The 23,008-nt window shown below is 48.7% G+C and carries 19 protein-coding genes and 1 pseudogene; 11 read left to right on the top strand and 9 right to left on the bottom strand.

Annotated elements, in window-relative coordinates:
* Positions 1-127 precede the first annotated feature (127 nt).
* Complete coding sequence (gene uhpT, locus FHW04_RS07240) at positions 128-1,519, top strand: hexose-6-phosphate:phosphate antiporter (protein WP_069728479.1); 1,392 nt, start codon at positions 128-130, stop codon at positions 1,517-1,519.
* A gap of 280 nt (positions 1,520-1,799) precedes the next feature.
* Here the strand turns inward: uhpT and FHW04_RS07235 are convergent, their stop codons facing one another.
* Both FHW04_RS07235 and FHW04_RS07230 read right to left on the bottom strand, forming a co-directional pair.
* Complete coding sequence (locus tag FHW04_RS07235; protein WP_089561344.1) at positions 1,800-2,180, bottom strand: putative T6SS immunity periplasmic lipoprotein; 381 nt, start codon at positions 2,178-2,180, stop codon at positions 1,800-1,802.
* A gap of 5 nt (positions 2,181-2,185) precedes the next feature.
* Positions 2,186-2,728, bottom strand: coding sequence for a type IV secretion protein Rhs (locus tag FHW04_RS07230; RefSeq protein ID WP_159223074.1), 543 nt, complete (start codon positions 2,726-2,728; stop codon positions 2,186-2,188).
* A gap of 871 nt (positions 2,729-3,599) precedes the next feature.
* Here FHW04_RS07230 and FHW04_RS07225 point away from each other — a divergent pair.
* From FHW04_RS07225 to FHW04_RS07205, 5 genes are read left to right on the top strand one after another with little or no spacing between them, the layout of a single operon-like run.
* On the top strand, positions 3,600-4,841 hold the full coding sequence (locus FHW04_RS07225; protein WP_046289215.1) for an MFS transporter: 1,242 nt from the start codon (positions 3,600-3,602) through the stop codon (positions 4,839-4,841).
* Between the two features lie 17 nt (positions 4,842-4,858).
* Complete coding sequence (locus FHW04_RS07220; RefSeq protein ID WP_089561343.1) at positions 4,859-6,022, top strand: mandelate racemase/muconate lactonizing enzyme family protein; 1,164 nt, start codon at positions 4,859-4,861, stop codon at positions 6,020-6,022.
* Entirely contained in the window at positions 6,016-6,912 is an 897-nt protein-coding gene (locus FHW04_RS07215) for a dihydrodipicolinate synthase family protein (protein ID WP_089561342.1), read from the top strand. The genes FHW04_RS07220 and FHW04_RS07215 overlap by 7 nt, the downstream gene beginning before the upstream one ends.
* On the top strand, positions 6,909-7,802 hold the full coding sequence (locus tag FHW04_RS07210) for a 2-dehydro-3-deoxygalactonokinase (protein WP_089561341.1): 894 nt from the start codon (positions 6,909-6,911) through the stop codon (positions 7,800-7,802). The genes FHW04_RS07215 and FHW04_RS07210 overlap by 4 nt, the downstream gene beginning before the upstream one ends.
* Positions 7,792-8,376 carry a 2-dehydro-3-deoxyphosphogluconate aldolase gene (locus FHW04_RS07205; protein WP_089561340.1) on the top strand — a complete coding sequence of 195 codons (585 nt, stop codon included), beginning with the start codon at positions 7,792-7,794 and terminating at the stop codon, positions 8,374-8,376. The genes FHW04_RS07210 and FHW04_RS07205 overlap by 11 nt, the downstream gene beginning before the upstream one ends.
* Here FHW04_RS07205 and FHW04_RS07200 read toward each other — a convergent pair.
* Positions 8,365-9,060 carry a helix-turn-helix domain-containing protein gene (locus FHW04_RS07200; RefSeq protein WP_089561339.1) on the bottom strand — a complete coding sequence of 232 codons (696 nt, stop codon included), beginning with the start codon at positions 9,058-9,060 and terminating at the stop codon, positions 8,365-8,367. The genes FHW04_RS07205 and FHW04_RS07200 overlap by 12 nt on opposite strands.
* A 277-nt stretch (positions 9,061-9,337) precedes the next feature.
* On the opposite strand from FHW04_RS07200, the gene FHW04_RS07195 reads away from it, so the two are divergent.
* Positions 9,338-10,210 carry a phosphorothioated DNA-binding restriction endonuclease gene (locus FHW04_RS07195; protein WP_089561408.1) on the top strand — a complete coding sequence of 291 codons (873 nt, stop codon included), beginning with the start codon at positions 9,338-9,340 and terminating at the stop codon, positions 10,208-10,210.
* A 354-nt stretch (positions 10,211-10,564) separates the two neighbouring features.
* Here the strand turns inward: FHW04_RS07195 and symE are convergent, their stop codons facing one another.
* From symE to FHW04_RS07180, 3 genes and pseudogenes are all read right to left on the bottom strand, one after another.
* Positions 10,565-10,894, bottom strand: coding sequence for an endoribonuclease SymE (symE, locus tag FHW04_RS07190; RefSeq protein ID WP_089561337.1), 330 nt, complete (start codon positions 10,892-10,894; stop codon positions 10,565-10,567).
* A gap of 349 nt (positions 10,895-11,243) precedes the next feature.
* Positions 11,244-12,290: pseudogene (locus FHW04_RS07185) on the bottom strand (IS3 family transposase).
* 590 nt (positions 12,291-12,880) lie between these two features.
* Positions 12,881-13,408, bottom strand: coding sequence for a DUF2778 domain-containing protein (locus FHW04_RS07180; RefSeq protein WP_089561336.1), 528 nt, complete (start codon positions 13,406-13,408; stop codon positions 12,881-12,883).
* Between the two features lie 299 nt (positions 13,409-13,707).
* On the opposite strand from FHW04_RS07180, the gene FHW04_RS07175 reads away from it, so the two are divergent.
* A complete protein-coding gene (locus FHW04_RS07175) occupies positions 13,708-13,845 on the top strand; it encodes a phage polarity suppression protein (protein WP_371600598.1) in 138 nt (45 codons plus the stop codon).
* A 531-nt stretch (positions 13,846-14,376) separates the two neighbouring features.
* On the opposite strand, the gene FHW04_RS07170 is transcribed toward FHW04_RS07175, so the two are convergent.
* Positions 14,377-14,727 (bottom strand): DUF1493 family protein, encoded by a 351-nt coding sequence (locus tag FHW04_RS07170; protein WP_089561335.1) that lies wholly within the window; start codon positions 14,725-14,727, stop codon positions 14,377-14,379.
* Positions 14,721-15,164 carry an STM2901 family protein gene (locus FHW04_RS07165; protein ID WP_089561334.1) on the bottom strand — a complete coding sequence of 148 codons (444 nt, stop codon included), beginning with the start codon at positions 15,162-15,164 and terminating at the stop codon, positions 14,721-14,723. Before FHW04_RS07165 ends, FHW04_RS07170 begins: the two co-directional genes overlap by 7 nt.
* 213 nt (positions 15,165-15,377) lie before the next feature.
* On the opposite strand from FHW04_RS07165, the gene FHW04_RS07160 reads away from it, so the two are divergent.
* The 3 genes from FHW04_RS07160 (at position 15,378) to FHW04_RS07150 (ending at position 21,682) form a co-directional block, all read left to right on the top strand.
* Positions 15,378-18,791 (top strand): DEAD/DEAH box helicase family protein, encoded by a 3,414-nt coding sequence (locus FHW04_RS07160; RefSeq protein ID WP_089561333.1) that lies wholly within the window; start codon positions 15,378-15,380, stop codon positions 18,789-18,791.
* A gap of 63 nt (positions 18,792-18,854) precedes the next feature.
* Complete coding sequence (locus FHW04_RS07155; RefSeq protein ID WP_089561332.1) at positions 18,855-20,495, top strand: type I restriction-modification system subunit M; 1,641 nt, start codon at positions 18,855-18,857, stop codon at positions 20,493-20,495.
* Positions 20,492-21,682 (top strand): restriction endonuclease subunit S, encoded by a 1,191-nt coding sequence (locus tag FHW04_RS07150; RefSeq protein WP_179420079.1) that lies wholly within the window; start codon positions 20,492-20,494, stop codon positions 21,680-21,682. Before FHW04_RS07155 ends, FHW04_RS07150 begins: the two co-directional genes overlap by 4 nt.
* A 61-nt stretch (positions 21,683-21,743) precedes the next feature.
* On the opposite strand, the gene FHW04_RS07145 is transcribed toward FHW04_RS07150, so the two are convergent.
* On the bottom strand, positions 21,744-22,898 hold the full coding sequence (locus tag FHW04_RS07145) for an SIR2 family NAD-dependent protein deacylase (protein WP_256387700.1): 1,155 nt from the start codon (positions 22,896-22,898) through the stop codon (positions 21,744-21,746).
* Positions 22,899-23,008: the final 110 nt, after the last annotated feature.

The following is a 23,008-nucleotide window of genomic DNA, read 5'->3' as shown; positions in this document are numbered from 1 at the left end:
GGGGCAAAACTAAGAAATTTTCCTGGTTTCGCCTGGCGGCTGTCTCAGGCCAGGCGGGCGGCTGATTTTTACAATGCCAGCCATTCGCTGCCCGTTGCAGCTTTTCCAACCAGGAGAACCCCCATCCATGCTGGCCTTTCTTAATCAGGTGCGCAAACCGACCCTGGACCTGCCGCTCGACGAGCGGCGCAAGCTGTGGTTCAGACCCTTTATGCAGTCCTATCTGGTGGTGTTTATCGGCTACCTGACCATGTATCTGATCCGCAAGAACTTCAACATTGCGCAGAACGATATGATCACCACCTACGGGCTAAGCATGACGCAGCTGGGGATGATTGGTCTCGGCTTCTCGATCACCTACGGCGTCGGTAAAACGCTGGTCTCCTATTACGCCGACGGCAAAAACACCAAGCAGTTCCTGCCGTTTATGCTGATCCTGTCGGCCATCTGTATGCTCGGCTTCAGCGCCAGCATGGGCACCGGATCGGTCAGTCTGTTCCTGATGATTGCGTTTTATGCCTTGAGCGGTTTCTTCCAGAGTACCGGCGGCTCCTGTAGCTACTCGACCATCACTAAATGGACCCCGCGCCGCAAGCGTGGCACCTATCTGGGGATGTGGAATATTTCGCATAACCTCGGCGGTGCCGGTGCGGCAGGCGTGGCGCTGTTTGGTGCCAATTATCTGTTCGACGGCCACGTGATTGGGATGTTTATCTTCCCGTCGATTATTGCGCTGATTGTTGGCTTTATCGGTCTGCGTTTCGGCAGTGATTCGCCGGAGTCGTATGGGCTGGGCAAAGCCGAAGAGCTGTTTGGTGAAGAGCTGAGCGAAGAAGATAAAGAAGCCGAAGATGAGTCGATGACCAAATGGCAGATCTTCGTTGAGTACGTGCTGAAAAACAAAGTGATCTGGCTGCTGTGCTTCGCCAATATCTTCCTGTATGTGGTGCGCATCGGCATCGATCAGTGGTCAACCGTTTACGCGTTTCAGGAGCTGAAACTCTCTAAAGAGGTGGCGATTCAGGGCTTTACCCTGTTTGAAGTCGGCGCGCTGGTCGGCACGCTGCTGTGGGGCTGGTTATCCGATCTGGCCAACGGTCGTCGCGGGCTGGTGGCCTGTGTGGCGCTGGCGCTGATTATCGCCACGCTGGGGATCTATCAGCATGCCAGCAACCAGTATATTTATCTGGCTTCGCTGTTCGCGCTCGGTTTTCTGGTATTTGGTCCGCAGCTGTTAATCGGCGTCGCCGCGGTCGGCTTTGTGCCGAAAAAAGCCATCGGCGCAGCGGATGGCATCAAAGGTACCTTCGCCTATCTGATTGGCGACAGCTTCGCCAAACTCGGCCTGGGCATGATCGCCGACGGCACGCCGATATTCGGCCTGACCGGCTGGGCCGGCACCTTTGCCGCGCTGGATGCCGCCGCTATCGCCTGTATCACTCTGATGGCGATGGTGGCAGTGATGGAAGAGCGCAAAATCCGCCGCGAGAAACGGCTGCAGCGGCTGAAGATGGCGTGATGTTAGGTAGCTGATAGGTGCCGCTGACGGTAAATCGCAACGGCCAGCGTGGCGGAGAGCAGTGCGCTCTGCTGCGCTGGCCGTTTTTTTAAGGTTATGTGGACGGATTGGTGGTTATCAGCATTTTTACTGCCGGTAGCATTCTGCATCCTCTGTCGACATATAATTATTTATCGTGGTGATGCCAGATAACGTGCCCCTGATTATTTGGCTTTTAAACTGCTTCCCGGCTCAGGAATGACAAGCGCTGGAGCATTTTAAAGCCGGGAGCTTAGTCGCGTCAGAAGACCTTAAGCAGCCCTGCATCGTCAAGCCTGACAGAAAACTCTGATGTCAGTAAATAAGATCCCTGCCTTTTCGAAGTTATATCGTAGGCGAAGGAATACCGATGACCCGGAATGACACGGATGCCAAAAAGCGGCAGGCATTTATTTTCAAGAACATAGACCGGGTTATCATCAAAGGTTTTATGCAGGAGGTAATTTGTTTCGTTATTAACCTGAACTGCAGTAATTTTCTCGTCCGGGTGCAACGTTGATACGATACAAACCTGATCGCCATGAGTAACAACCGTTGTCGACTCACGCGACACCATACGGTCACCCGGGCCAGGACAGCCAGTTATAAAAAACGTTGTCATCAGCAAGAGATATTTTTTCATAGTGCTTACCTTATTTCTCCACTGATCACGCGCTGATAAAGTGAAGGGATCTCCCTAAGATTATCCGTTCCTCTGTATTTTCCTATACGGCCGGGTCTCTGATAATACGACCATTTTTCCAGACCATAAACCAGTAAAAGCCAGTAGTCTGCCAGGATTGAAGCCTGCTGCTCAAGAGCGTAATCCGTTAGCTTAACCTTATCCAGTTTGTATGTGTACCCGGCCGCCCAGCTAAATGCTCCTCTAAACCTGACCCATTGACCATGCTGGTGCTGCCAGACGTGGCCTAATTCATGGATAAAAACATATTTGTCTTCTATCAGCACTGATGTTGAAGAAAAATCATCCTTGTACATTATTTTTCGATACCATAACTCACCGTTTGGCGTCATAGCGTAATTTGACTTCTGTAATCCGAAAGGCAGGTAGCTATCACAGTGAATCCACACCCGATTATACGTTATGCTGTTGCCATAAACCCGGCGCGCCATAGTAATCTCGCCTAATGTCATACGCCGCAGCGTTCCTTCTTTGCTCCCTGCACTCATTTTATTATCCCTGTGCATCACGTTTTAAATTACCCTCTGACAATACAGCCTGTGTCATTCTTACAATCACCTGACAACAGAAATTATTATATGAAAATGAAAGTACAATCAATAAGAAATGATATCAATAACCTAATGCGTAAGGAGAATCACTATCTGTGCAGAGATGAATTCATTTTGAATCACTGCTATTAGTTACCATTTTCAACTCATCATGATTATTACTGCCTGCATCATCATTTAATTAATTAATTTATTAACATCTTCCAGCAATCCATTTTTACTAATTATTATAAGAACAGAAGAAATAACGAGGTGCGATTTTTCAACAGACTACTACACCGGCCACAAGTACACTTAAAGATGTTAATGCACAAGGTAACTACCAGGGAAAATATTGTGGCGATGGTTGCAGTGATGGAAGAGCGCAAAATCCGCCGCGAGAAACGGCTGCAGCGGCTGAAGATGGCGTGATGTTAGGTAGCTGATAAGTGCCGCTGACGGTAAATCGCAACGGCCAGCGTGGCGGAGAGCAGTACGCTCTGCTGCGCTGGCCGTTTTTTTCATTAACCGTTTAATCAGAAGGTTAGTTAACAGGACTGGTGCCGGGCAGATGGCTGCATTTAACCGGCGCGCCGCTGGTTGCTTCACTATGTGAAGCAAAAAAACGATTCAATCTTTGCTCCACCTCACGCAATCCTCGCCCGTTCCGACATGCTGCGACTAAAGCTCATACGCTCATTCCAACAGCCACCCGATGTGGTCATCGTTATTACCTTCAGGAGAGCGTATGGATCATTCAGCCCGCCAGTACGGTATTGAGGTCGCGCCGACGACAGTTAAACGTTCGCCCAGACGCACCGCCAAAATTATGATGTCTGCCGGGATAGGTCACTTTATCGAGTGGTTTGACTTTGGCTTGTACGGCACCCTGGCGGCCATTATCGCCAGCAACTTTTTTGTCAGCGCCGATCCGGCGACCGCGCTGTTAAAGTCTTTCGCCGTGTTCGGTTCCGGCTTTCTTATGCGTCCATTGGGCGGGCTGTTCTTTGGCTCAATGGGCGATCGTCTGGGCCGACGCAAAGTGCTGGTCACGGTGATTGTGATTACCTCACTCTCAACCTTTGTGATGGGGATTTTGCCGACCTGGCACCAGGCAGGCATTATCGCCCCCATCCTGCTGGTAATAACCCGACTGGTGCAGGGCTTTGCGGCGGGCGGTGAAAGTTCCGGGGTTATTACTTATCTGGCCGAAAGCGCCGCACCGAACCGGCGGGCTACGCTCACCTGCTGGAGCGAAAACTTCAGCTTTATGGCCTTCGTTTGTGGCTCGGGGCTGGTACTGCTGCTGACCCATACGTTAGGCGACGCCGCAATGAACGACTGGGGATGGCGCATTCCCTTTCTGCTTGCCGCCCCGCTCGGCCTGGGTGGGCTGTATATGCGCCGCAATATGGAAGACTCGGCTGCGTTTCATAAGCTGCAGGCCAGCGGAAAGATCGAGAAATCGCCGCTGCGCAAAACGCTCAGCTCATCTGGCCGCGCCCTGCTTTTCTGCGTCGGCTTTGTGGTGGTTAAAGCGGTCAGCAGCTGGGTGCTGCAATCCTTTATGCCGGGCTACCTCTCCACCCATCTGCATTACAGCCGGACCGACTCTTATCTCATCACCACGCTGGGCTTGCTCAGTGTCGCTGTCTGTATGCCGCTTACCGGCTATCTTTCCGATCGCTGGGGCCGCCGTCCGTTAATGCTGATGGGATGTGGCGGCTTCATTCTGCTGACCTATCCCGCCATGTTGCTGATGACGCAAGGTTCGGTGATGACGTCGATAGCGGCCATGAGCCTGCTGGGCGTATTTGTCGCCATGTTTAACGGCGGCTGTGGCGCAGCGATGGTGGAGCTGTTTCCCACCGCCATTCGCTACGGCGGCATTGCCGTCGCCTACAACCTGACGGTAGCGGTATTTGGCGGCGTAACGCCTCTGGCCTCAGCCAGCCTGATTGCCTGGACCGGCGATCCGCTCTCTCCCGCCTGGTACGTAATGATCACTGCCCTCGTCTCTTTTATTGCGGTGTGGTTCGCCAAAGAGACCGCCGGCAAAATCCTTGATTAATCTGAACCGGAGTTAATATGCAAATCAGTCAGGTTGAATGCTTTCCGCTGAAAATTGCCGCTGACCAGATCTATCTGGGCGGCAACGCCACTGGCGATGAAGCGGATTATTATTATCGCCCTGAATACCGCTGCGTCTATTCCCGCAAGATGGAAACCTGCCTGGTAAAGATTACCACCCGCGACGGCCACGTCGGCTGGGGCGAGGCGCTGGCACCGGTGGTGCCGCAGGTGATTGCTGAACTGATCAACCAGCTGTTCAGGCCGTTAATTATCGGTCGATCGCCGTTCGATAGCGCCGTGCTGAATTCACGCATGTACGATGCGATGCGCGATCGCGGCCATATCACGGGCTACCATATTGATGCGCTGGCCGCCGTAGATATCGCTCTGTGGGATCTTAAAGGCCAGATCCTCAATTTGCCGGTGTATCAGCTGCTCGGGGGAGCCTACCGCGAGACCATTCCTTGCTATGTCTCCGGCTTGCCGGAACCGGATCTGGAATCCCGCGCTGTGCTGGCCAGACGCTGGCAGGAAAAGGGGTTCAGCGCCTTTAAACTGGCATTGGGTTATGGCGTCAGCGAAGACATCCACAATGTAAAAGTTATCCGTGAAGCGCTCGGCCCGGAAGCACAACTGTTCGTTGATGCCCACTGGAATTACAGCGTTACCGAAGCGAGTGAACTCGCACAGCGCCTGCACGCGCTTGGTGTTGGCTTCCTTGAAGCGCCGCTGCTGCCAGAAGATGTTGCCGGTCATCGTGAACTGCGCGCCAAAAGCCCGATAGCCATTGCGCTGGGTGAAACGGAACGCACCCGCTACCAGTTTAAGCCGCTGATTGAGCAACGCGCCGCAGACATCCTGCAACCTGATGTTGGCCGTACCGGTATCAGTGAACTGATGCATATCGCCGCGCTGGCGGAAACCTGGAACCTGCGTGTAGCCCCTCATCTGAGCGTGGGCCAGGGGCCGTGCATCGCCGCCTCAATCCATGCCGCTGCCGCAATACCTAACCTGTTCATGCTTGAGTACCAGCCTCCGGTTTTCAACGTCGCTAATCAGTTGCTTAAACAGCCGCTGGTATGTGAACAAGGCGCATATCAGTTGCCACGGGGAGCCGGACTGGGGATTGAAATCGATGAAGAGGGTCTACGTAAACATCTGACGGAGGCAACATGTTAAAAGGTAACGTGCCTATTCTGGCCACCGCGTTTACTGAACAAGGCGAGCTGGATCTTGCCTCGGTTGAACGCCTGGTCCACTTTCTGTTGCAGCAGGGCGTTGATGGGCTGGCGCTGTTTGGCAATGCCTCTGAAGGTTATGCCCTGACGCAGGATGAGAAGCAGGCGCTTTTTTACTGCGTCAAAAAACAGGTCGGCGATTTGCCGCTGGTGGCGGCGGCGGGCGGTGCCTCTTCAGCCGTCGCAATTGATGAGATCAACCGGGTACAGCGTTGGGGTGCCGATATCGCTATGGTTAATCCCCCCGCCGTGGTTAAACCCGGCCCGGAAGAACTCTACCGCTTCTGGCGGGATATCAGTCAGGCCTGCAGCATCGATATCATGATTCAGGATGCACCGCTGATGACCGGTGTGACCATGCCGGTAACGACGCTGGTTCGTGTTTGCGAAGATTTCCCGACCATCAAGTACATCAAAGTTGAGCAGCCACCGACGACGCTAAAAATCAGCGCACTGAAACAGGCATTAGGCGATCGGGTCGGCCTGTTTGGCGGCCTGAATGCCGGCTTTCTGTTTGAAGAACTCTGCCGGGGGATAACCGGCACGATGCCGGCCTGCGAATTCCCGGACGTGATTAATACCATTCTTCACTACTGGCATCAGGATCGAAAAGCAGCCCAGAGCCATTTTTACCGTTACCTGCCCTTTCTTCGCTACGGTGTCCAGCCCGGTATCGGCGTGGCTATTCATAAAACCGTGCTGCACCGGGCAGGGATTTTTAGCAGTGATTACGTCCGCGAACCGGCAAAAAGTCTGGATGAGATTACCCGTCTGGAGCTGAAGGAGCTGACCGATGCGCTGCCGCTGGCGGTACTGGAGAGGCAGGCATGAACTATATCGCGGTCGACTGGGGCACCAGTAATTTTCGGGCGCTGAGCGTACGAGATGGCAGGATGATCAAAACGGTCGAGGCGGACTGCGGGGTCGGTAAATGCCAGCGCGATGCTTTGCCGTTAATATTGCAGCAGCAACTGTTACGGCTCGGCGAGGCTTATGATGAACAGCTGCCAGTTATATTGTGCGGCATGATTGGCAGCAATATCGGCCTCGCTGACGCGGGATATCTCAGTTTACCGCTTAGCTTCAGCGCGCTTTTCGGTAAAGGCCAGCCGCTGCCGGGGATCATCCCAAACCCGGTGAGTCTGCGCCCGGGTATCTGTGACCGACGGGTGAATGAAATATGCCGTGGAGAAGAGATGCAACTGGCCGGCGGGTTGATGCTCTCTGCTGCGCAGAACTTTGCCGCTGTCGGCACCCACAGTAAGTGGCTCCGAGTCGATCGTCAGCAGCAGCAGGTGACCCGATTACAGACGCTGATGACCGGTGAGCTGTATGCGCTATTGCTTAACCACTCGGTGCTGGGCAAGGGGTTGCCTGAACAATGCTGGTCACATCAAGCCTTTCTAAGCGGTATTGAAACGGCGCAGAGAATTCAGCATCAGCAAACCGATTTGATTAGCGAGCTTTTCCGCTGTCGGGGGCGTTATATCCTTAAGGCCCTCGCGGCAGAGGCGGCAGCGGCATGGCTATCCGGGTTACTGATTGGCCATGAACTTTTATCCGGGGCGACTGACCCGGAGACGATCTGTTTTATCGGCAGTGAAAGCCTGTTAGCGCATTACCGGCTGGCCTGTGAGGCGCTAAATCAGCAGGCAGAATTTCTGCCTGCGGAAACCGCCCTGATAGCCGGACTGAATGAGGTGTTCCGCCATGGCTATTAACTCACAGGTTATCGCTATATTACGCGGCATTCGTCCGGAAGAGGTTAATCACCATATCCGCTGCCTGCTGGATAATGACATCAGCCAGATAGAAATCACCACTAACTCGCCTGACTGGCAATCCAGTATTCAGGCAGCGGTTAAGCACTTCGGTCCTCACCTGAACATTGGCGCAGGAACGGTGGTTAATCGCCGCCAGGTCGATGAAAGTCTGGCCGCCGGAGCCCGGTTTATTCTCACACCCAATCTTGATCCGCAGCTGATAGCCGAAGCGAAAAAGCAGGGATTAACGGTGTATGCCGGAGTGTTTAGCGCCAGTGAAATTTTCCTTGCTGCCGGACTGGGCGTGGAGGTGATGAAAATATTTCCGGCCTGCGCATTGCCGGTTAATTATCCGCAACTGATCAAAGGCCCGCTTTCTCAGCCGGTACGGTTTTCAGCGGTCGGCGGGATAACGGTCGATAATGCGGCTGACTATCTGGTTCACTATGACAGCGTCGGGATAGGTTCGTCGTTGTACAGGCCCGGGCAGTCGGTTGCCGAAACGGCGAAGCGCTGTAAATTATTGATTTAACATAGTCAGTGGTTCACCACTGATTTTTTTCGCGGCAGATATCAGGTACAAACTTAACATCCCAACGTCCATCTTTTCACTGTTAATATTGGATAAGGCGATGGCCGCTGGCATGCCGGGAATATTACATGCCAGTCGGTAATCATGCTGACCATAGGCTTTAGCGAACACCTGATGGCGGCGTGCCTGTTCAATATCATTTTTCAGCAGCCGATAATCATGAATACCGATTTGACTGATAATTTCCTCATCACTCATCGCTGATAATAATTTGATGCCAATCACCGAGTCATGCACCGGATAGGATTGATAATTCCCGATAGCACGGGCAATACTTTCTCCTCCGCGTGTATGGATGATGTAGACCACATTGGTGCCGCTCAGGACGCCGATAACAATAGAAATAGCCGGGTCGCCGCTCTCTTCCAGAATGCCGATTACCGCGTTATAAAACGCTGAGTTGTGGATAGCGTAGGCCGAGAGACGATGGATACCGATGCCGAGGCTGTATTTGCGCCGCGCATCGCGATGCACCATATCCAGCGCCAGCAGCGTTTTCATCAGGCGCGTTATTTTGGCCGAGTCGAGCGACAGTTCACGTCCCATTTCACGAATGCCCTGCGGCCGGCTCGCTGAAGCGAGCAGCTCCAGGCAGCGGAAAGCGTCATAGACGGTACTGTTCATAATGAGCTCCGGGTCCGGGCGTGATTCATGCCGTTATTCTCCTGCCTTTACTGATGCAAGCAACCCGCAATGGTCAGATCTGGAACCTGTTTCAAATGCTGAGAGGAATGGGTTTTTTAAAGCTGGTTCTGTGAGGAGCAGGTTAGCACCTGAATGACTGGTAAATCTGCCGCGGTTGAGAACATATGCAGCACGCTGAGTGACTGACGTGCGCCCATTGAATCTCCTCGTTTTTAAGAGCATGATCGCAATAATTTTTCACTGCTTACCCTCGATTATGACCTCAGGTAAAACGCTGCAAGCCGCTATTTCCGATGTTGCTGTATGGCGCAAAGGTGACCAATGCGCCCCGCACAAGCCTCTTTTGCTCCTCTACGTCTTATCTCAATACAGGAAAGGCTATTCCCGGCTATTTGATTACGGCAATGAGATTCACGAACCGTTAACCCGATTACTGATCGAGTTTGGCCCTAAAAGACGGGATTACTACCCGAATATGCCTTTCTGGCGCTTAAGGACTGATGGATTCTGGACGCTGGAAAACAGCGAGAGTTGCAAACCACGTAAAGGGAACATCCAGCCGACAAAACGAGAATTAATCGAGAATCAGGTTGCCGGTGGGTTTGATGAAGACAGCTTCCAGACTCTGCAAAAAAATCCAGCCCTAATCGATAAACTGGCACAGCAGATTCTGACCGAGCGATTTCCGGAAAGCCTGCAGATAAAGCTGGCCGAACTGCTGGGCTTCGATTTAATTACGCTGATGAGAGCACGCGACCCTCGCTTTCGTGACATGATTTTACGGGCTTACCATTCGCAATGTGCTATCTGTGGGTATGATTTAAGACTGGACGGAGCTTTGGTTGGGCTGGAGGCTGCGCATATACGCTGGAAGCAATATGGCGGACCTTGTGAAGTTAATAACGGGCTGGCGCTCTGCTCTGTACACCACTCTGCATTCGACAAAGGTGCCATCGGCATTGATGAAGATCTCAGGATTCAGATATCAGGTGGAATCAACCGTAGTCCGATGGTGGAGCAGCTTTTCTGGTCACTTGAGGGGCAAACACTTCATCTGCCTAAAGATAAAGGACTATGGCCTGCTGATCAGTTTATTGAGTGGCATCAGACGCAGGTGTTTAAGGCCTGAGTGTAATAAGGGATTCAGCATTTCGATTTAAAGCTGGATAACTATTTCAGGGTATCCTGTGCCATAAGCCTCACAGATTAAATGTACCCCATTAATCCCGATGATAAATCTGGTCAGACATTAAAGATTCGTTTTGATCAGGGAATGGGCTATTGGCGCATTAAATTTGCATCAAAGTGGTATAACGTTGACTTCAACGATAGCGTTTCTTTCCGGTCAGGCAATATGGCGCTGTCCTGCAAGGAGGGAAATGTGGTCAACAGTGAATAAAGCCGGGCAACTGATGTATTGGTGGAAGTGATCGCGTCCTGATATTTAACCGCTCCCGATGCAATGTCGGGAGCGGTTACTCATTCAGACGATTTTCTGTTTACCGGCAATGACCTGAATAAACTCCTGCACCTGCTTTTGTTTCCGCGCCGACAACTTGCATACCTGGCGCAGAGACTGCATCAATTCGCTCTCCTGCCGGGCGGTGATCACAATACAGCCTTGCATTACCTTTACGTCTACTGCTGTGCCAGTAGCAAAGCCAGCAGCTTCCAGCCATTGTCCTTTCATGGTGATGGCGGGTATCCGGCTGTAATCCGGATAGCGGCTTGCATAGCTAACAGTTAATTGACGGTTATTTGCTGGCGAGACTTCTGATTCAGACGGTTGTGCAATAGAATGGGCGTCAGTCATGATTACTATTCCCTAAAATAGTGATTGTGATTAGCGGTGCGGGTGTGTTGGCGCACATCCGCACCGCGCTAGATACCTGTATATATCATCAGGAAAGAGAAGAAAAGTCCAGCTAAAAACAGCCTTAAATAAGCTCTTTATAAAATCATTTGAATATAATGTGTAAGGTTTACCTGGCATAAATAATAAAAGGCGCACCAGCAAGGTGCACAATAAAATAAGTGACAGCACTTTTTATGCGAGGATTTCTTACCTGTACTGGCTGCACGTAACGCTACTAAATTTTATTATAGTGACCTGCCCCCAGTCTTAGATACAACGATTAGTTAGTAATGTCGGTTTGATTAACTTATAATTTCCTATTTCTCCAGCCCGCTGCAAATTCAGTTGGCGTCTGGTAATTCAGTGACGAATGTGGACGGCACTCGTTATAATACTGCCGCCAGTTATTAATCGTTTTCATGGCGTGAACAATATCGCTGAACCAGTGCTCCTTCAGGCATTCATCGCGAACGCGTCCGTTAAAACTCTCAATAATTCCGTTTTGGGTCGGCTTGCCCGGCTGGATAAGCCGCAGCTCCACGCCATGTTCAAAGGCCCATTGATCAAGTGCGCGGCGGGTAAATTGCGGTCCCTGGTCGGTTCTTATCGTCTCAGGATATCCACGAAACAGCGCAATGCTGTCCAGAATACGCGTGACCTGCGCGCCTGAAATCCCGAAGGCACGGTAATTGTCAGACACTCCTTTGTGAAATCATCCACGTAGGTCAGGCACTTGATCCTACGACCGGTGGCCAGTGCGTCCATGACAAAATCCATCGACCAGGTCAGATTGGGCGCATCCGGGCGGAGCAGCGGAAACCGTTCGGTCGCCTGCGTTTTACGCTTCGTCCGTTAACGTAGAAAAGGCGATATACCTGCTTGTGATTGACGTGAAAGCACTCCCAACGCAGTAACTGCCAGATGCGCCGATAGCCAAAGCGACGGCGTTCAAGCGCCAGCTCAGTAATACGCCCTGACAAATGAGCATCAACAGATGGACGCTGAGCAGTATAACGGCAGGTCGACAGAGACAAACCGGTAAGTCTGCAGGCACGACGTTGCGATAGACCGATCGCATCACACATCAACACCACAACGTCCCCCTTCGGGTCTGTCGTCAGTACTTTCGCCCGAGAGCTACCTGAAGCGCCTCCTTATCAAGCATGGTTTCGACAAGCAGCTTCGTGAGTCGGGCGTTCTCCTCTTCAAGCGACTTAAGCCGCGTCACCTTAGGGACTTCAATGCCGCCAGACTTCTTGCGCCAGGTGTAGAAGGTGGCGTTTGAAATAGCGTGCTTGCGGCAGAGTTCCCGGGCAGAAACCCCGGCTTCAGCCTCGCGGAGAATATTGATGATCTGTTGGTCGGAAAACGCTTCTTCATAGGGTTGTCCTCATATGGCTTATGAAGGGATTACTAACATCGGGGTGTACTAATCAACGGGGAGCAGGTCACTTCTGATGCTCATGCTTACATCTCCGTATGGAGTTTACTGCCAGGGTTATAGCCGATTTTTCAGGCAGTCCATACGTTAAGCGAACGCAGCTATAAGGCCATTAGTGATAAGACCTGAACAGAAACCAGAAAAAGATACATCAGAATGACAACTGACGTTGTTCCAGACTGGAATGTATCATTTTAATTCCAGCCTTTAAGGTTTTCCCACGGCATACTATCGACGCATCATATCTATCATTAATTCCTCCCTTAAAAACTCATTTATTAGCGTTAAGTTTCTTCTCAATGACTCTTACTATAATTTGATAACCTATGAGAGTCACCATTGTACAAATCACTAATAGTGCAATCCCCACAAAACCCTCGATATCGCGTTGATTAAATAGCCTTGCTAACCCTATCCAAAACTGCTGTTGTCCTTCTGTCGATGGATCTGACGGCCTTACCACAAGAAAAGTCATTACGAACAAGGACACTGCGATAAGGATTCTAAATCCCGTTGGGACACGTTTTGCTTCCATTTAAAACCACCTCAATTGTTCCAGACGAGATTAGCCCATTACTTAATTTCACTTGCGATGTAGAGAGCAATGCTTGTCGAATAGCTATGAAATCAGTTCTGTGTTGCAAAGTTATGCAGCCTAAAGACACACCAAGAGGCCCGCGAGGATGAAGTCTGAAATTCCCCCGCTCTACGTTATTAACCCACGTATGGTCATCTATCTTTCCATCATCACGATACAAAGCAAACCATTCATACTTGATAACTGGCGTTGAAGTAGGCCATGAGTAGAAATCGTGTAAGTCAGTTGCGATTATACCTTTCCAGCCGCCGGTTGGGCGTTTAACGATGTGATATAAACCATCAGGTATTGGCCCATTGTCAGGAAGTGCAATGCATCCTGCACGATTGCGATATTCCCTGTTCCCTGAGTACGCCATAAACGTCCCTATCCCATATATTAGTAAAGGTGAGTAATCTGCATCATTAACAGTAAATTTTCCTTTTAATGCCATATCTGGCTCCTTCTACGTTGATCACTCTAAAGATGAGGGTGATTTATCATAATGCCTGCTCATAAAAAGACAATGATCTTCCTCTGATATTCGACATAATCATCAGTTAGTAATATTTCGTTTACAGCCTGACTTTCCATTTCGCCACCGTGCTACAGACCCTGATGGTTCCTGATAATTCAGTGCTGAAGGTAGGTGAAACTCTTTATAATTCTGCTTTCAGTTGTTAATAATGTTCCTTGCGTAAATGATATCGCTAAGCCATTTCGGTCAGGGAAAAGAATACCAACGCATTAACCTTGCATCAAAGTGGTATAACGTTGACTTCAACGATAACGTTTGTTTCCAGTCAGGCAATAAGGCAGCTGGGCTGCAAGGAGGGTTTCGACGTGAAAAAATGGGAGATTAATCAGGCCGCCGGTCGCTATATCCGCTGACCTGCTCCCCGTTTATTACCACCATGAACCTATTTAGGAGCATAGCTGCGCCGCACATCGGGCTTAAATGCATGCGATCAAACTGTTTTGGGATGATTTAGAGACGTGGGCTGCGTCATAGCTTTCAAGTTGAAAACTTTACGTGTTTGAAGCTTGGACTAAACGGCGCTATGAAATAGTATTCCTTGATCTACCACTACTAACTACAGCGGCAATTTCTGGTGAGAATTGAGGTCATTTCTTACATGCAAAAGAGATAGGGGCTTGCACCTAACCGATTGAATAATAATATAATCATCTGATGACATGAAGACCAAATTCAAACAATGCTTCAACCCTATTTTTTATATGAAAATATAATAATAAACAACTCAGAATGCCCCCTTTTGTGCCCCGATTTATTTTAATCAATTTTCTAATGGCAGATGGTCTCCAGGATTGAAGAGTAGCCAACTAGCAGATTTCCCGACCGATGAGTGAGAACCTAACTGCGCTAACTCTTTCTGGACGAGATAGCAGCGCTTGCATGGGTTAGCTGAAAAGCCACCGTCCGGCTTTCGCTGATTCAACGAGCATATAAATCGTCAAGGGCTTCGGTTCAACGTCAGGAAGCTTTTGGGATTTAGGCCTTACGAAATTAGGCAGAAATCCTTTTTCATAAGGCCAGTATGCAAGGAAATCAAATTCACTGTTATCAACGTTAAATCGCTCGAAATAGTCATTCATTATTTCGTCACCAGTTTCTCTGGCCCAGGGAAACTTACCTGTCGATAGACTGGTCTCAAGCGTTAGCTCAGGCTTATTTTTTGAAAAAAGAGGTTTGGAATTATAATTCCTGTCATACCATTCCAACACAGCGCTTTCCATTGTGTCTTTTACCATAACTTGTCACCTCCCTTTGCAATCAGGTTATAGCTGTGGGTCGTTTTCCATGCGATTTGAGCCACGTCATTCATGATAAATACTATACCCAATATAGGTATCCAGCGCCCAGCGAAAGCACCCAGGTTATTGACGTAACTGAATCTCAATCTTTTTATGCTTTCGGTAGTGAGTGTTGGCCAGCGGTGTACTCTAATCTTTAACCAAACACGAAGGTTTGCACTCAAAATTGAAGTTCCCTTGGTTGTTCCGGCTGGTTTTGCACGCGTGGTTTGAGTCGGTTGGCCTAAAATTATCAGTGCTAAAGTGGCTACATCTTCCACACCAAGCTGTTTCTGAGCCTCATCCAGAATCACGAAGAAAAAAAGTTCCCCAGCAGTGAGATTGAACATTCCTTTGTAAAAATACGCCCCTCTCAGCTCTTCGACAGTATCCATTACGCATCTCCTTTATGGCTGCTGCAATACCATATCTACCAGATTGATATACGTCCACAATCAAATTTGAGATTGTGTAGTTACACTGACCTGCCCCGCACCACGTGTTCATTCTTCAGTGCTCTGAAGATGTACAAGCTCACTTTGCCTGCCAAATTAGTGTGATATTCTTTCCAGAAATGCTGTTATATCCACGACATAAGGCGATGATTGATGGAGCAGTCTCTCAATTTTGAAATGTTGCGCAGCCAGTGGCCGGAACTGGCAGAACTCGCGTGTATGGCGGAACGCTATGTTCACTCCGATCCGGAAAGCTGTCTGGTCAAGCTGCGCAACTACACCGAATTGATGGTGCGTTGGTTATACCGTCAGGAACGGCTGCCCGAAGGCATCAAAGCGAATCTGTACGATTTAATGAACGCCGATGTGTTTACCAGCATGATGCCGGAAGCCATCATCATGAAAATGGATGCACTGCGTATACACGGTAACCGCGCCGCGCACGGCGGACGTATCAAAGCTAAAGATACTTACTGGCTGTTAAAGGAAGCGTATTTACTGGGAGTTTGGCTGTATGTTCGTTATGCCCACGGTAATGTTGATAACTGCCCCAAATTTTCTCTTCCTCCATTAACGCAATCTTCAGGTCGTGCAGATGAAAAACGTCTGGAAGATGCAATCAGGGCTCAGGATGAAAGCCGTGAGCGCGAACTGGCGTTACAACGCGCACTACAGCAAGAGCAGGAAAAGGCTGAACACCTCACTCAGCGGCTGAATGAAGCCAGGGCGCGTAACCAGCATGTTGCTGATATCCTCTCTATTGATGAAGCGGAAACCCGCCGCCGCCTGATTGACTCCCGCCTGCTTGCTGCTGACTGGAATGTAGGGGAAGAGCTTAACAATACCGATCAGGTTACACAGGAACATCCAGTTAAAGAGCAGCCTACTGCGACCGGTGACGGTTATGCGGACTATGTCTTGTGGGATGAGTCGCACAAACCGCTGGCGGTGGTGGAAGCCAAAAAAACCAGCGTCAATGCCGAACAAGGACGAATTCAGGCCCGGTTGTATGCAGACTGGCTGGAAAAAGAATATGGTCAGCGCCCGGTCATCTTCTACACCAACGGCTACGATATCTGGCTGTGGGACGACCATAAAACTCATGGTTATCCTCCGCGTCGGGTATTTGGCTTCTACAGCAAGGAAAGCCTGCAATATCTTATTCAGCAGCGTGAAACCCGTCTGCCACTGAACAGTATGCCGCACGTAAAAGACAACGAAGGTAAGGCCGTTGCCGGACGTTTATATCAGCTTGAAACCATTGCACGTGTCAGTGAGCGGTTTACCAATAAGTACCGACAATCGTTAATTGTTCAGGCGACTGGTACAGGCAAAACCCGCGTGGCAATTGCGCTAAGCAAACTGATGATTGATGCCCGCTGGGTAAAACGCGTCCTGTTTCTTTGTGACCGCAAAGAGCTACGTAAACAGGCGGCAAATGCCTTTAATCAATTCACCAATGAGCCACTGTATGTGGTCGGGAAATCGAAGAAAGCAGACAGGCAGAATGCCAGAATCTACATCGCCACCTATCCCGGTATGATGAAAATCATGGACCATTTTGATGTTGGTTATTTCGATCTGATCATCGCCGATGAATCCCACCGCTCTATCTACAACGTCTACGGCGATCTATTTAAGTATTTTGATGCCCTCCAGATTGGCCTGACGGCCACGCCGATCGACATGGTGAGTAAAACCACTTTCGGCCTGTTTGGTTGTGAAGGACGTATCCCTACCGCCAACTACAGCCTGGAAGATGCCATCGCCGATAACAATCTGGTTCCCTATGAGGTTGTCACGCACACCACTGAATTCCTGCGCGAAGGCATCAAACGGGAGAAATTAAGCGACGCACAAATCCGTGAGCTGGAAGAACAGGGTATCGATCCCAATACGCTGGAATTTGATGGCAAGGCGCTGGATGATGCGATCTACAACAAAGACACCAACCGCTATATCCTGCGTAACCTGATGGAAAATGGCCGGAAAGATCGGGACGGCCAGCTGCCAGGTAAAACCATCATTTTCGCCCGTAACCACAAACACGCGCTGCTGTTGAATGAATTGTTCGACGACATGTACCCGCAGTTTGCCGGACGCTTCTGTCAGGTCATCGACAACTACGACCCCCGTGCTGAGCAACTGATTGACGATTTTAAAGGGCTGGATGAAAGTACTAACAAAGAGCTGACCATCGCTATCTCTGTTGACATGCTCGATACCGGTATCGATGTCCCGGAAATTGTGAATCTGGTCTTTGCCAAACCGGTCAAATCAAAAGTGAAGTTCTGGCAGATGATTGGCCGTGGTACACGCCTCTGTTCGGGGCTATACGGCAACGATGAAAATGGCAAACCGCTGGATAAACAGAAATTCCGCATCTTCGATCACTGGGGCAATTTTGAGTATCATGAGCTGCATACTGAAGAGGCCGAAGTCACAGCGACAAAATCGCTGGCGCAAAAACGCTTCGAAGCGTGGGTTATGCTAGGGGCCGCTGCACAACGTAAATTCGACAAACAGGCGGTGAATTTAGTTGCTCACCAGCTTCGCGAGCAAATCAACGCACTGGATGAAAAGTCGATTGCCGTACAGGAAAAATGGCAGCAAAAAGCGCAGTACAGTGATGAAAAGGTGCTGCGCCAGCTTTCTCCGAAAACACAGCAGGATCTACTATCTGTTCTGGCCCCGCTGATGCAGTGGCTGGACGTGCGCGGGCAAAGCGATGCCATACGCTTTGATATGGATATTCTGGCGGCGCAAACTGCCCGTTATACCAACCCGGAAGAGCTGGATGCACTCTGGCCGGTCATCATCGAGAAAGTGGAGCTTCTGCCGCCGCATCTGGCGCAGGTGCAACAGCAGGGGCAGCGAATTAATCAGCTTCGTGATTTAGGCTGGTGGAAGCAGGCCAGTCTGGAAGAACTGGAAGATATCCGCATTCACCTGCGCGGCATCATGCACCTGATGGAGAAAGATGCGACGCCGAAATTTGGCTCAATACAGGTGGATATTACCGAAGATGCAAACCTGATCCAGACGGAAACCCGTAAAACCAATATCCGCTCGATTGATTTCATACTCTATCGCCAGCAGGTTCAGGGAGCGCTGGAGCCGCTATTCCAGCAAAATCAGGTGCTGAAGAAAATCCGCAACGGCGAGCCGGTGACGCAAAGCGAGCTGGATGAGCTGGCGAAGCTAGTGCTGATCCAGAACCCCAACGTTGATATTCGGGCGCTGAAAGAGTTCTATCCGCAGGCAACTGCTAGCCTGGATAAACTTTTGCGTACCATCATCGGGATGGACAGCGACGCGGTGGAAGTGCGCTTTGCCCAGTTTGCCGCTGACAACAGCCTGACCAGCCAACAACTGCGCTTCCTGTCATTGCTGAAAAACCACATTCGCGATTACGGCACCATTGAAATGCGGCAGCTCTTTGAACAGCCTTTTACGCATATCCACAACGAAGGCGTTACCGGCGTGTTCCCTGATATAGAGCAGATCGCCCGCTTGCAAAAGATAGTCGAAGAGCTGGGTGTTGTGACCGACGCAGCGACGGTATAATACACGCATGACAAGCCCCGGCAGCGGGGCTTTTGTATTTAAAACAGGATATAAACGCTAACAATGATTACCGGTGACTTAAAAAGTAAAATCGACGGACTATGGGAAGATTTCTGGGTAGGCGGCATCACTAACCCGCTGACCGTAATCGAACAAATCACTTACCTGATGTACTCCCGGATGCTGGATACCCAGGAACAACGGGACGAGAAGCGTAAACAAATCGCGGGTATTGATTTTAAACCGCGTTTTACGCCAGAACAGCAGGAGTTCCGTTTCAGCCACTACAGCAACCTTGGCTCGGACGAAATGATGGAAGTAGTGCGCGACGGCGTATTCCAGCATTTCCGTCAGCTTGGGCAAGCTGAAGGTACGAAAGTGACACTGCTGGGCAACTTTATGAAAGATGCTCGCCTGGAGATTGTTAAACCGTCACTGCTGACCAAAGCCGTGGAGGTGATCAAAAACCTGCCGCTGGATCGTGGCGACACCAAAGGCGATCTCTACGAATACCTGTTAAGCAAGCTGACCACCGCCGGGATCAACGGTCAGTTCCGCACGCCACGCCACATTATCCGCACAATGGTTGAAATGATGGAGCCAAACCCGGCGCGCGGCGAAACGATCTGCGATCCGGCCTGTGGTACCGGTGGTTTTCTGGCGACCAGCTATGAATATTTGCTGGAGAAGTACAGTTCTCTGGAGTCCATTCATACCGAAATTGGCCCCAATGAACGCGGCGAATTGGAAGAGCAAAAAATCTTTACAGGCGATCTGCTGACGCCGTGGCGTGACCATGTGGATAACAACATGTTCCACGGTTACGACTTTGATACCACTATGCTGCGTATCGCCGCCATGAACCTGATTATGCACGGCGTAGAAGAGCCGGATATTCATTATCAGGACACAATGAGCCAGAGTTTCAGTACCAACTTCCCGCAGGCCAGTAAAAACGCCTTCAACCTGATCCTGGCAAACCCGCCGTTTACCGGTTCACTGGACGAGGAAGATATCGACGCCACGCTGTCGGCAATGGTGAAAACCAAAAAAACTGAGCTGCTGTTCCTGGCGCGTATTCTACAAATGCTGAAAGTGGGTGGACGCAGCGCCACTATCGTGCCGCAGGGCGTACTATTTGGCTCCAGTAAAGCGCACCAGTCACTGCGTCAGACGCTAGTGGAAGATAACCAACTGGAAGCGGTGATCAACCTGCCTTCCGGCGTGTTTAAACCTTACGCTGGCGTGGCGACGGCGATCCTGATCTTCACCAAAGGCGGCCAGACGGATGAGGTCTGGTTCTACGACCTGCGGAATGACGGTTACAGTCTGGATGATAAGCGTAACCCGATAAAAGACAACGATCTGCCGCATCTACTGGCAAGCTGGAAGCATTACCGTACATTGCGTGGGCTGCCGGTTGATAACTTTATGGGCGAGAAGTTCGCCTCGTTGCTGAAACAGCAGCAGCAGCAACCGGAAGGGATTGATGCTGGCGTTGATTTTAAAGACCGCACTCAGTCGGCGTTTGTAGTACCGAAAGCGGATATTGCGGCGCAGAAATACGACCTCTCTATCAATCGTTATAAAGAAGTGGTGTATCAGGCGGAGGAGTATGAAGATCCGAATGTGATACTGAAGCGGTTAAAAGATCTGGAAAAAGAGATTCTGGCGGATCTGGATGAGCTGGAGGGGATGCTGTGAGTTGGCCGATGGTAAAGTTAGGAGATGTTGTATCGATCATTCGAGGAATAACGTTTAAGCCAAATGATCAGGTTGAGCCATTGAGTGAAGGCTCAACCATTGTCATGAGGACAAAAAACGTACAAAGAAGCGGGTTAGATATTTCGAATTTAATTGCCATTCCCGATAGTTTTATCAAGCGGGATGAGCAATATTTACGCTCTGAAGATATGCTTATTTCCAGTGCGAATAGTTGGGATCTTGTTGGGAAAATTAGTTTTATTGAAAAATTACCGGCAAACTCTACTGCTGGTGGTTTTATATCAATAATTAGAGCAAAAAAAGAAAAAGTCATTCCAAAATATTTATACTATTGGCTGACACTTGAACACACTCAAGTAAAAATAAGAAATTGTGGACAAAAAACGACTAACATATCGAATTTAAATCTTGAAAGATTTAAAGAATTGCTTATACCTCTACCATCCTTAAATAATCAGAGACGTATAGTTGCTATCCTTGATAAAGCAGCTGGTATACGCCAAAAACGTGAACAAGCAATCAAACTAGCTGATGATTTTTTACATACTATGTTTCAAAAAACATTTAACAGTCAAAGTTTTTTATTAAATGGTTGGGAACAGAAAGAGTTAAAAGACATAGCACTTATCCAAACGGGACCATTTGGAACTCAGCTTCATAAGGAAGATTATATTGAAAATGGGATACCACTAATTAACCCCACAAATATTAAGAATGGCATTATTATTCCCAATTTTAAACTGTGCGTAGAACGTCATAAATATGACAAACTAAAAGAACATCATTTAAAAAAAGGTGACATTATAATGGGCCGAAGAGGGGAAATGGGGCGTTGCGCACTGATTAATGATAAAGAGGATGGATGGTTCTGTGGCACAGGCAGCCTTTTTATTAGATTAAATACGCCCAATGAAATACTTTCTTTTTATTTGAACGAATATTTATCTAGCGAGGCGATTAAGAATTTTTTAAAGAAAGAGTCTCGTGGAGTTACAATGGCCAATCTGAATAAAGATATAGTTGGAAAGATTAAAATAAACATTCCCTCAGCAAATGCACTAACTTCTTTTATGAAGGTAAAATTAAAAGTCGATAGCATTAAGAAAAAAATAAACCATAGTGATTTGGAGACATTATTGTCATCATTAAGTAAAAAATACTTTTAAAGTAAAAATCTATCATAATCAAGAAGTCGAAGGTTTCACTTATTCAGTGAAACCTTAATCTTTAAAATCTATTGCTATTCTTTATAAAATCATACAGACAGACCAGCCTACAAAAATTACTTGATAGAGTCTGGATGCTCATTGCTTCATCAATATGTTTTTTCAGTATTTTAAGTAGTTCATCCATGTCACGCTTGATTAAACCCGGTTCCATATAGGGCATCATTCTTAAAAAGAAATTGAAGTCGTAAGCGAGGTATAATTCATTGACTCCCACTCTGACTTCAGGAATGCTGTCAGAACGTCGTTTATCCCACCCTTGGGACTGAAAATTCTCAGGAGCAATGTCGAATCTTGACAAAACGCCGCCTGAAAGAGTTGTGTCATCTCTGATACATCCATCAGAATCTATCATTTCAGCCTTTTTTAAAAAATGAAAAACTGGAATACGTGCATTACCTTTACATATGTTTGGTAGCACGGAATTAACAACACGCTCCCAATCATAATACCCATTTTCAAAAACAACTTCTCGAATTAGATCCGCTCGTTCCAAACCAACTAATCCTTTTGCTGCCATCGATTCTGATCTTTTCACCATCGAAATGGCACCATACCCAACAACAAACTCCGTTGTACTGACCCCTTCTTCAATTTTCTCTGAATCTCTCACATATAATTTTCCTTTCGGATCATCAGTTAAGACTAACTCATAAAGTTCATCTTTTATCATTCGGAATAAATGAGCTGGAATTCTTTTTTTAGTTTCACTCAGAACCTCAAATATTTCTTTATAAGATGGTGCCTGAACATATTTTACTGGTATTTTTTTATGAATAACAGAGTCACTAATGTCAGCCTCTCCAAGTTCAGGTTTCCATTCAACAAACAATAATTTATTCTGTAAAAAATCCAAACTGGCATCAGGAAAACAACTCACTATATCTTCCAGGATTTCAGCTATATGTTCATCTGTTAAAGAGTAGCCTAAGAAAATAACAGGCCTCTCTATAAACATAGTTAGTAACTTAGATGATAGGTAAGGGTTTTTCTTTCTATATTTATCATAGTCACTTGATGTTAAAATCAATGAGTTAGGCTCAGTGCAGCAACCATGTATTTTATATATTTCGGCAATACCGTGGCTCCTGCCAGTAATCAATCCATCCTGACCTATAAAGGTTGTAAATTTCGGGAAAAGGCTTTCTAGAAAAATATCCCAGTTTGTGATGGCTTTGTTGAATAAATCAGATTTCGGGTAAGTCTCCCCCGTAGCGGGTTGTGTTTTCAGGCAATACGCACGCTTTCAGGTATACCTGCTTTCGT

This window comes from Pantoea sp. AN62 (assembly GCF_050432985.1).
GTDB lineage: Bacteria > Pseudomonadota > Gammaproteobacteria > Enterobacterales > Enterobacteriaceae > Pantoea > Pantoea brenneri.
The sequence above is the reverse complement of the archived record's forward strand: the minus strand, read 5'-3'. Positions and strand labels throughout refer to the sequence as shown.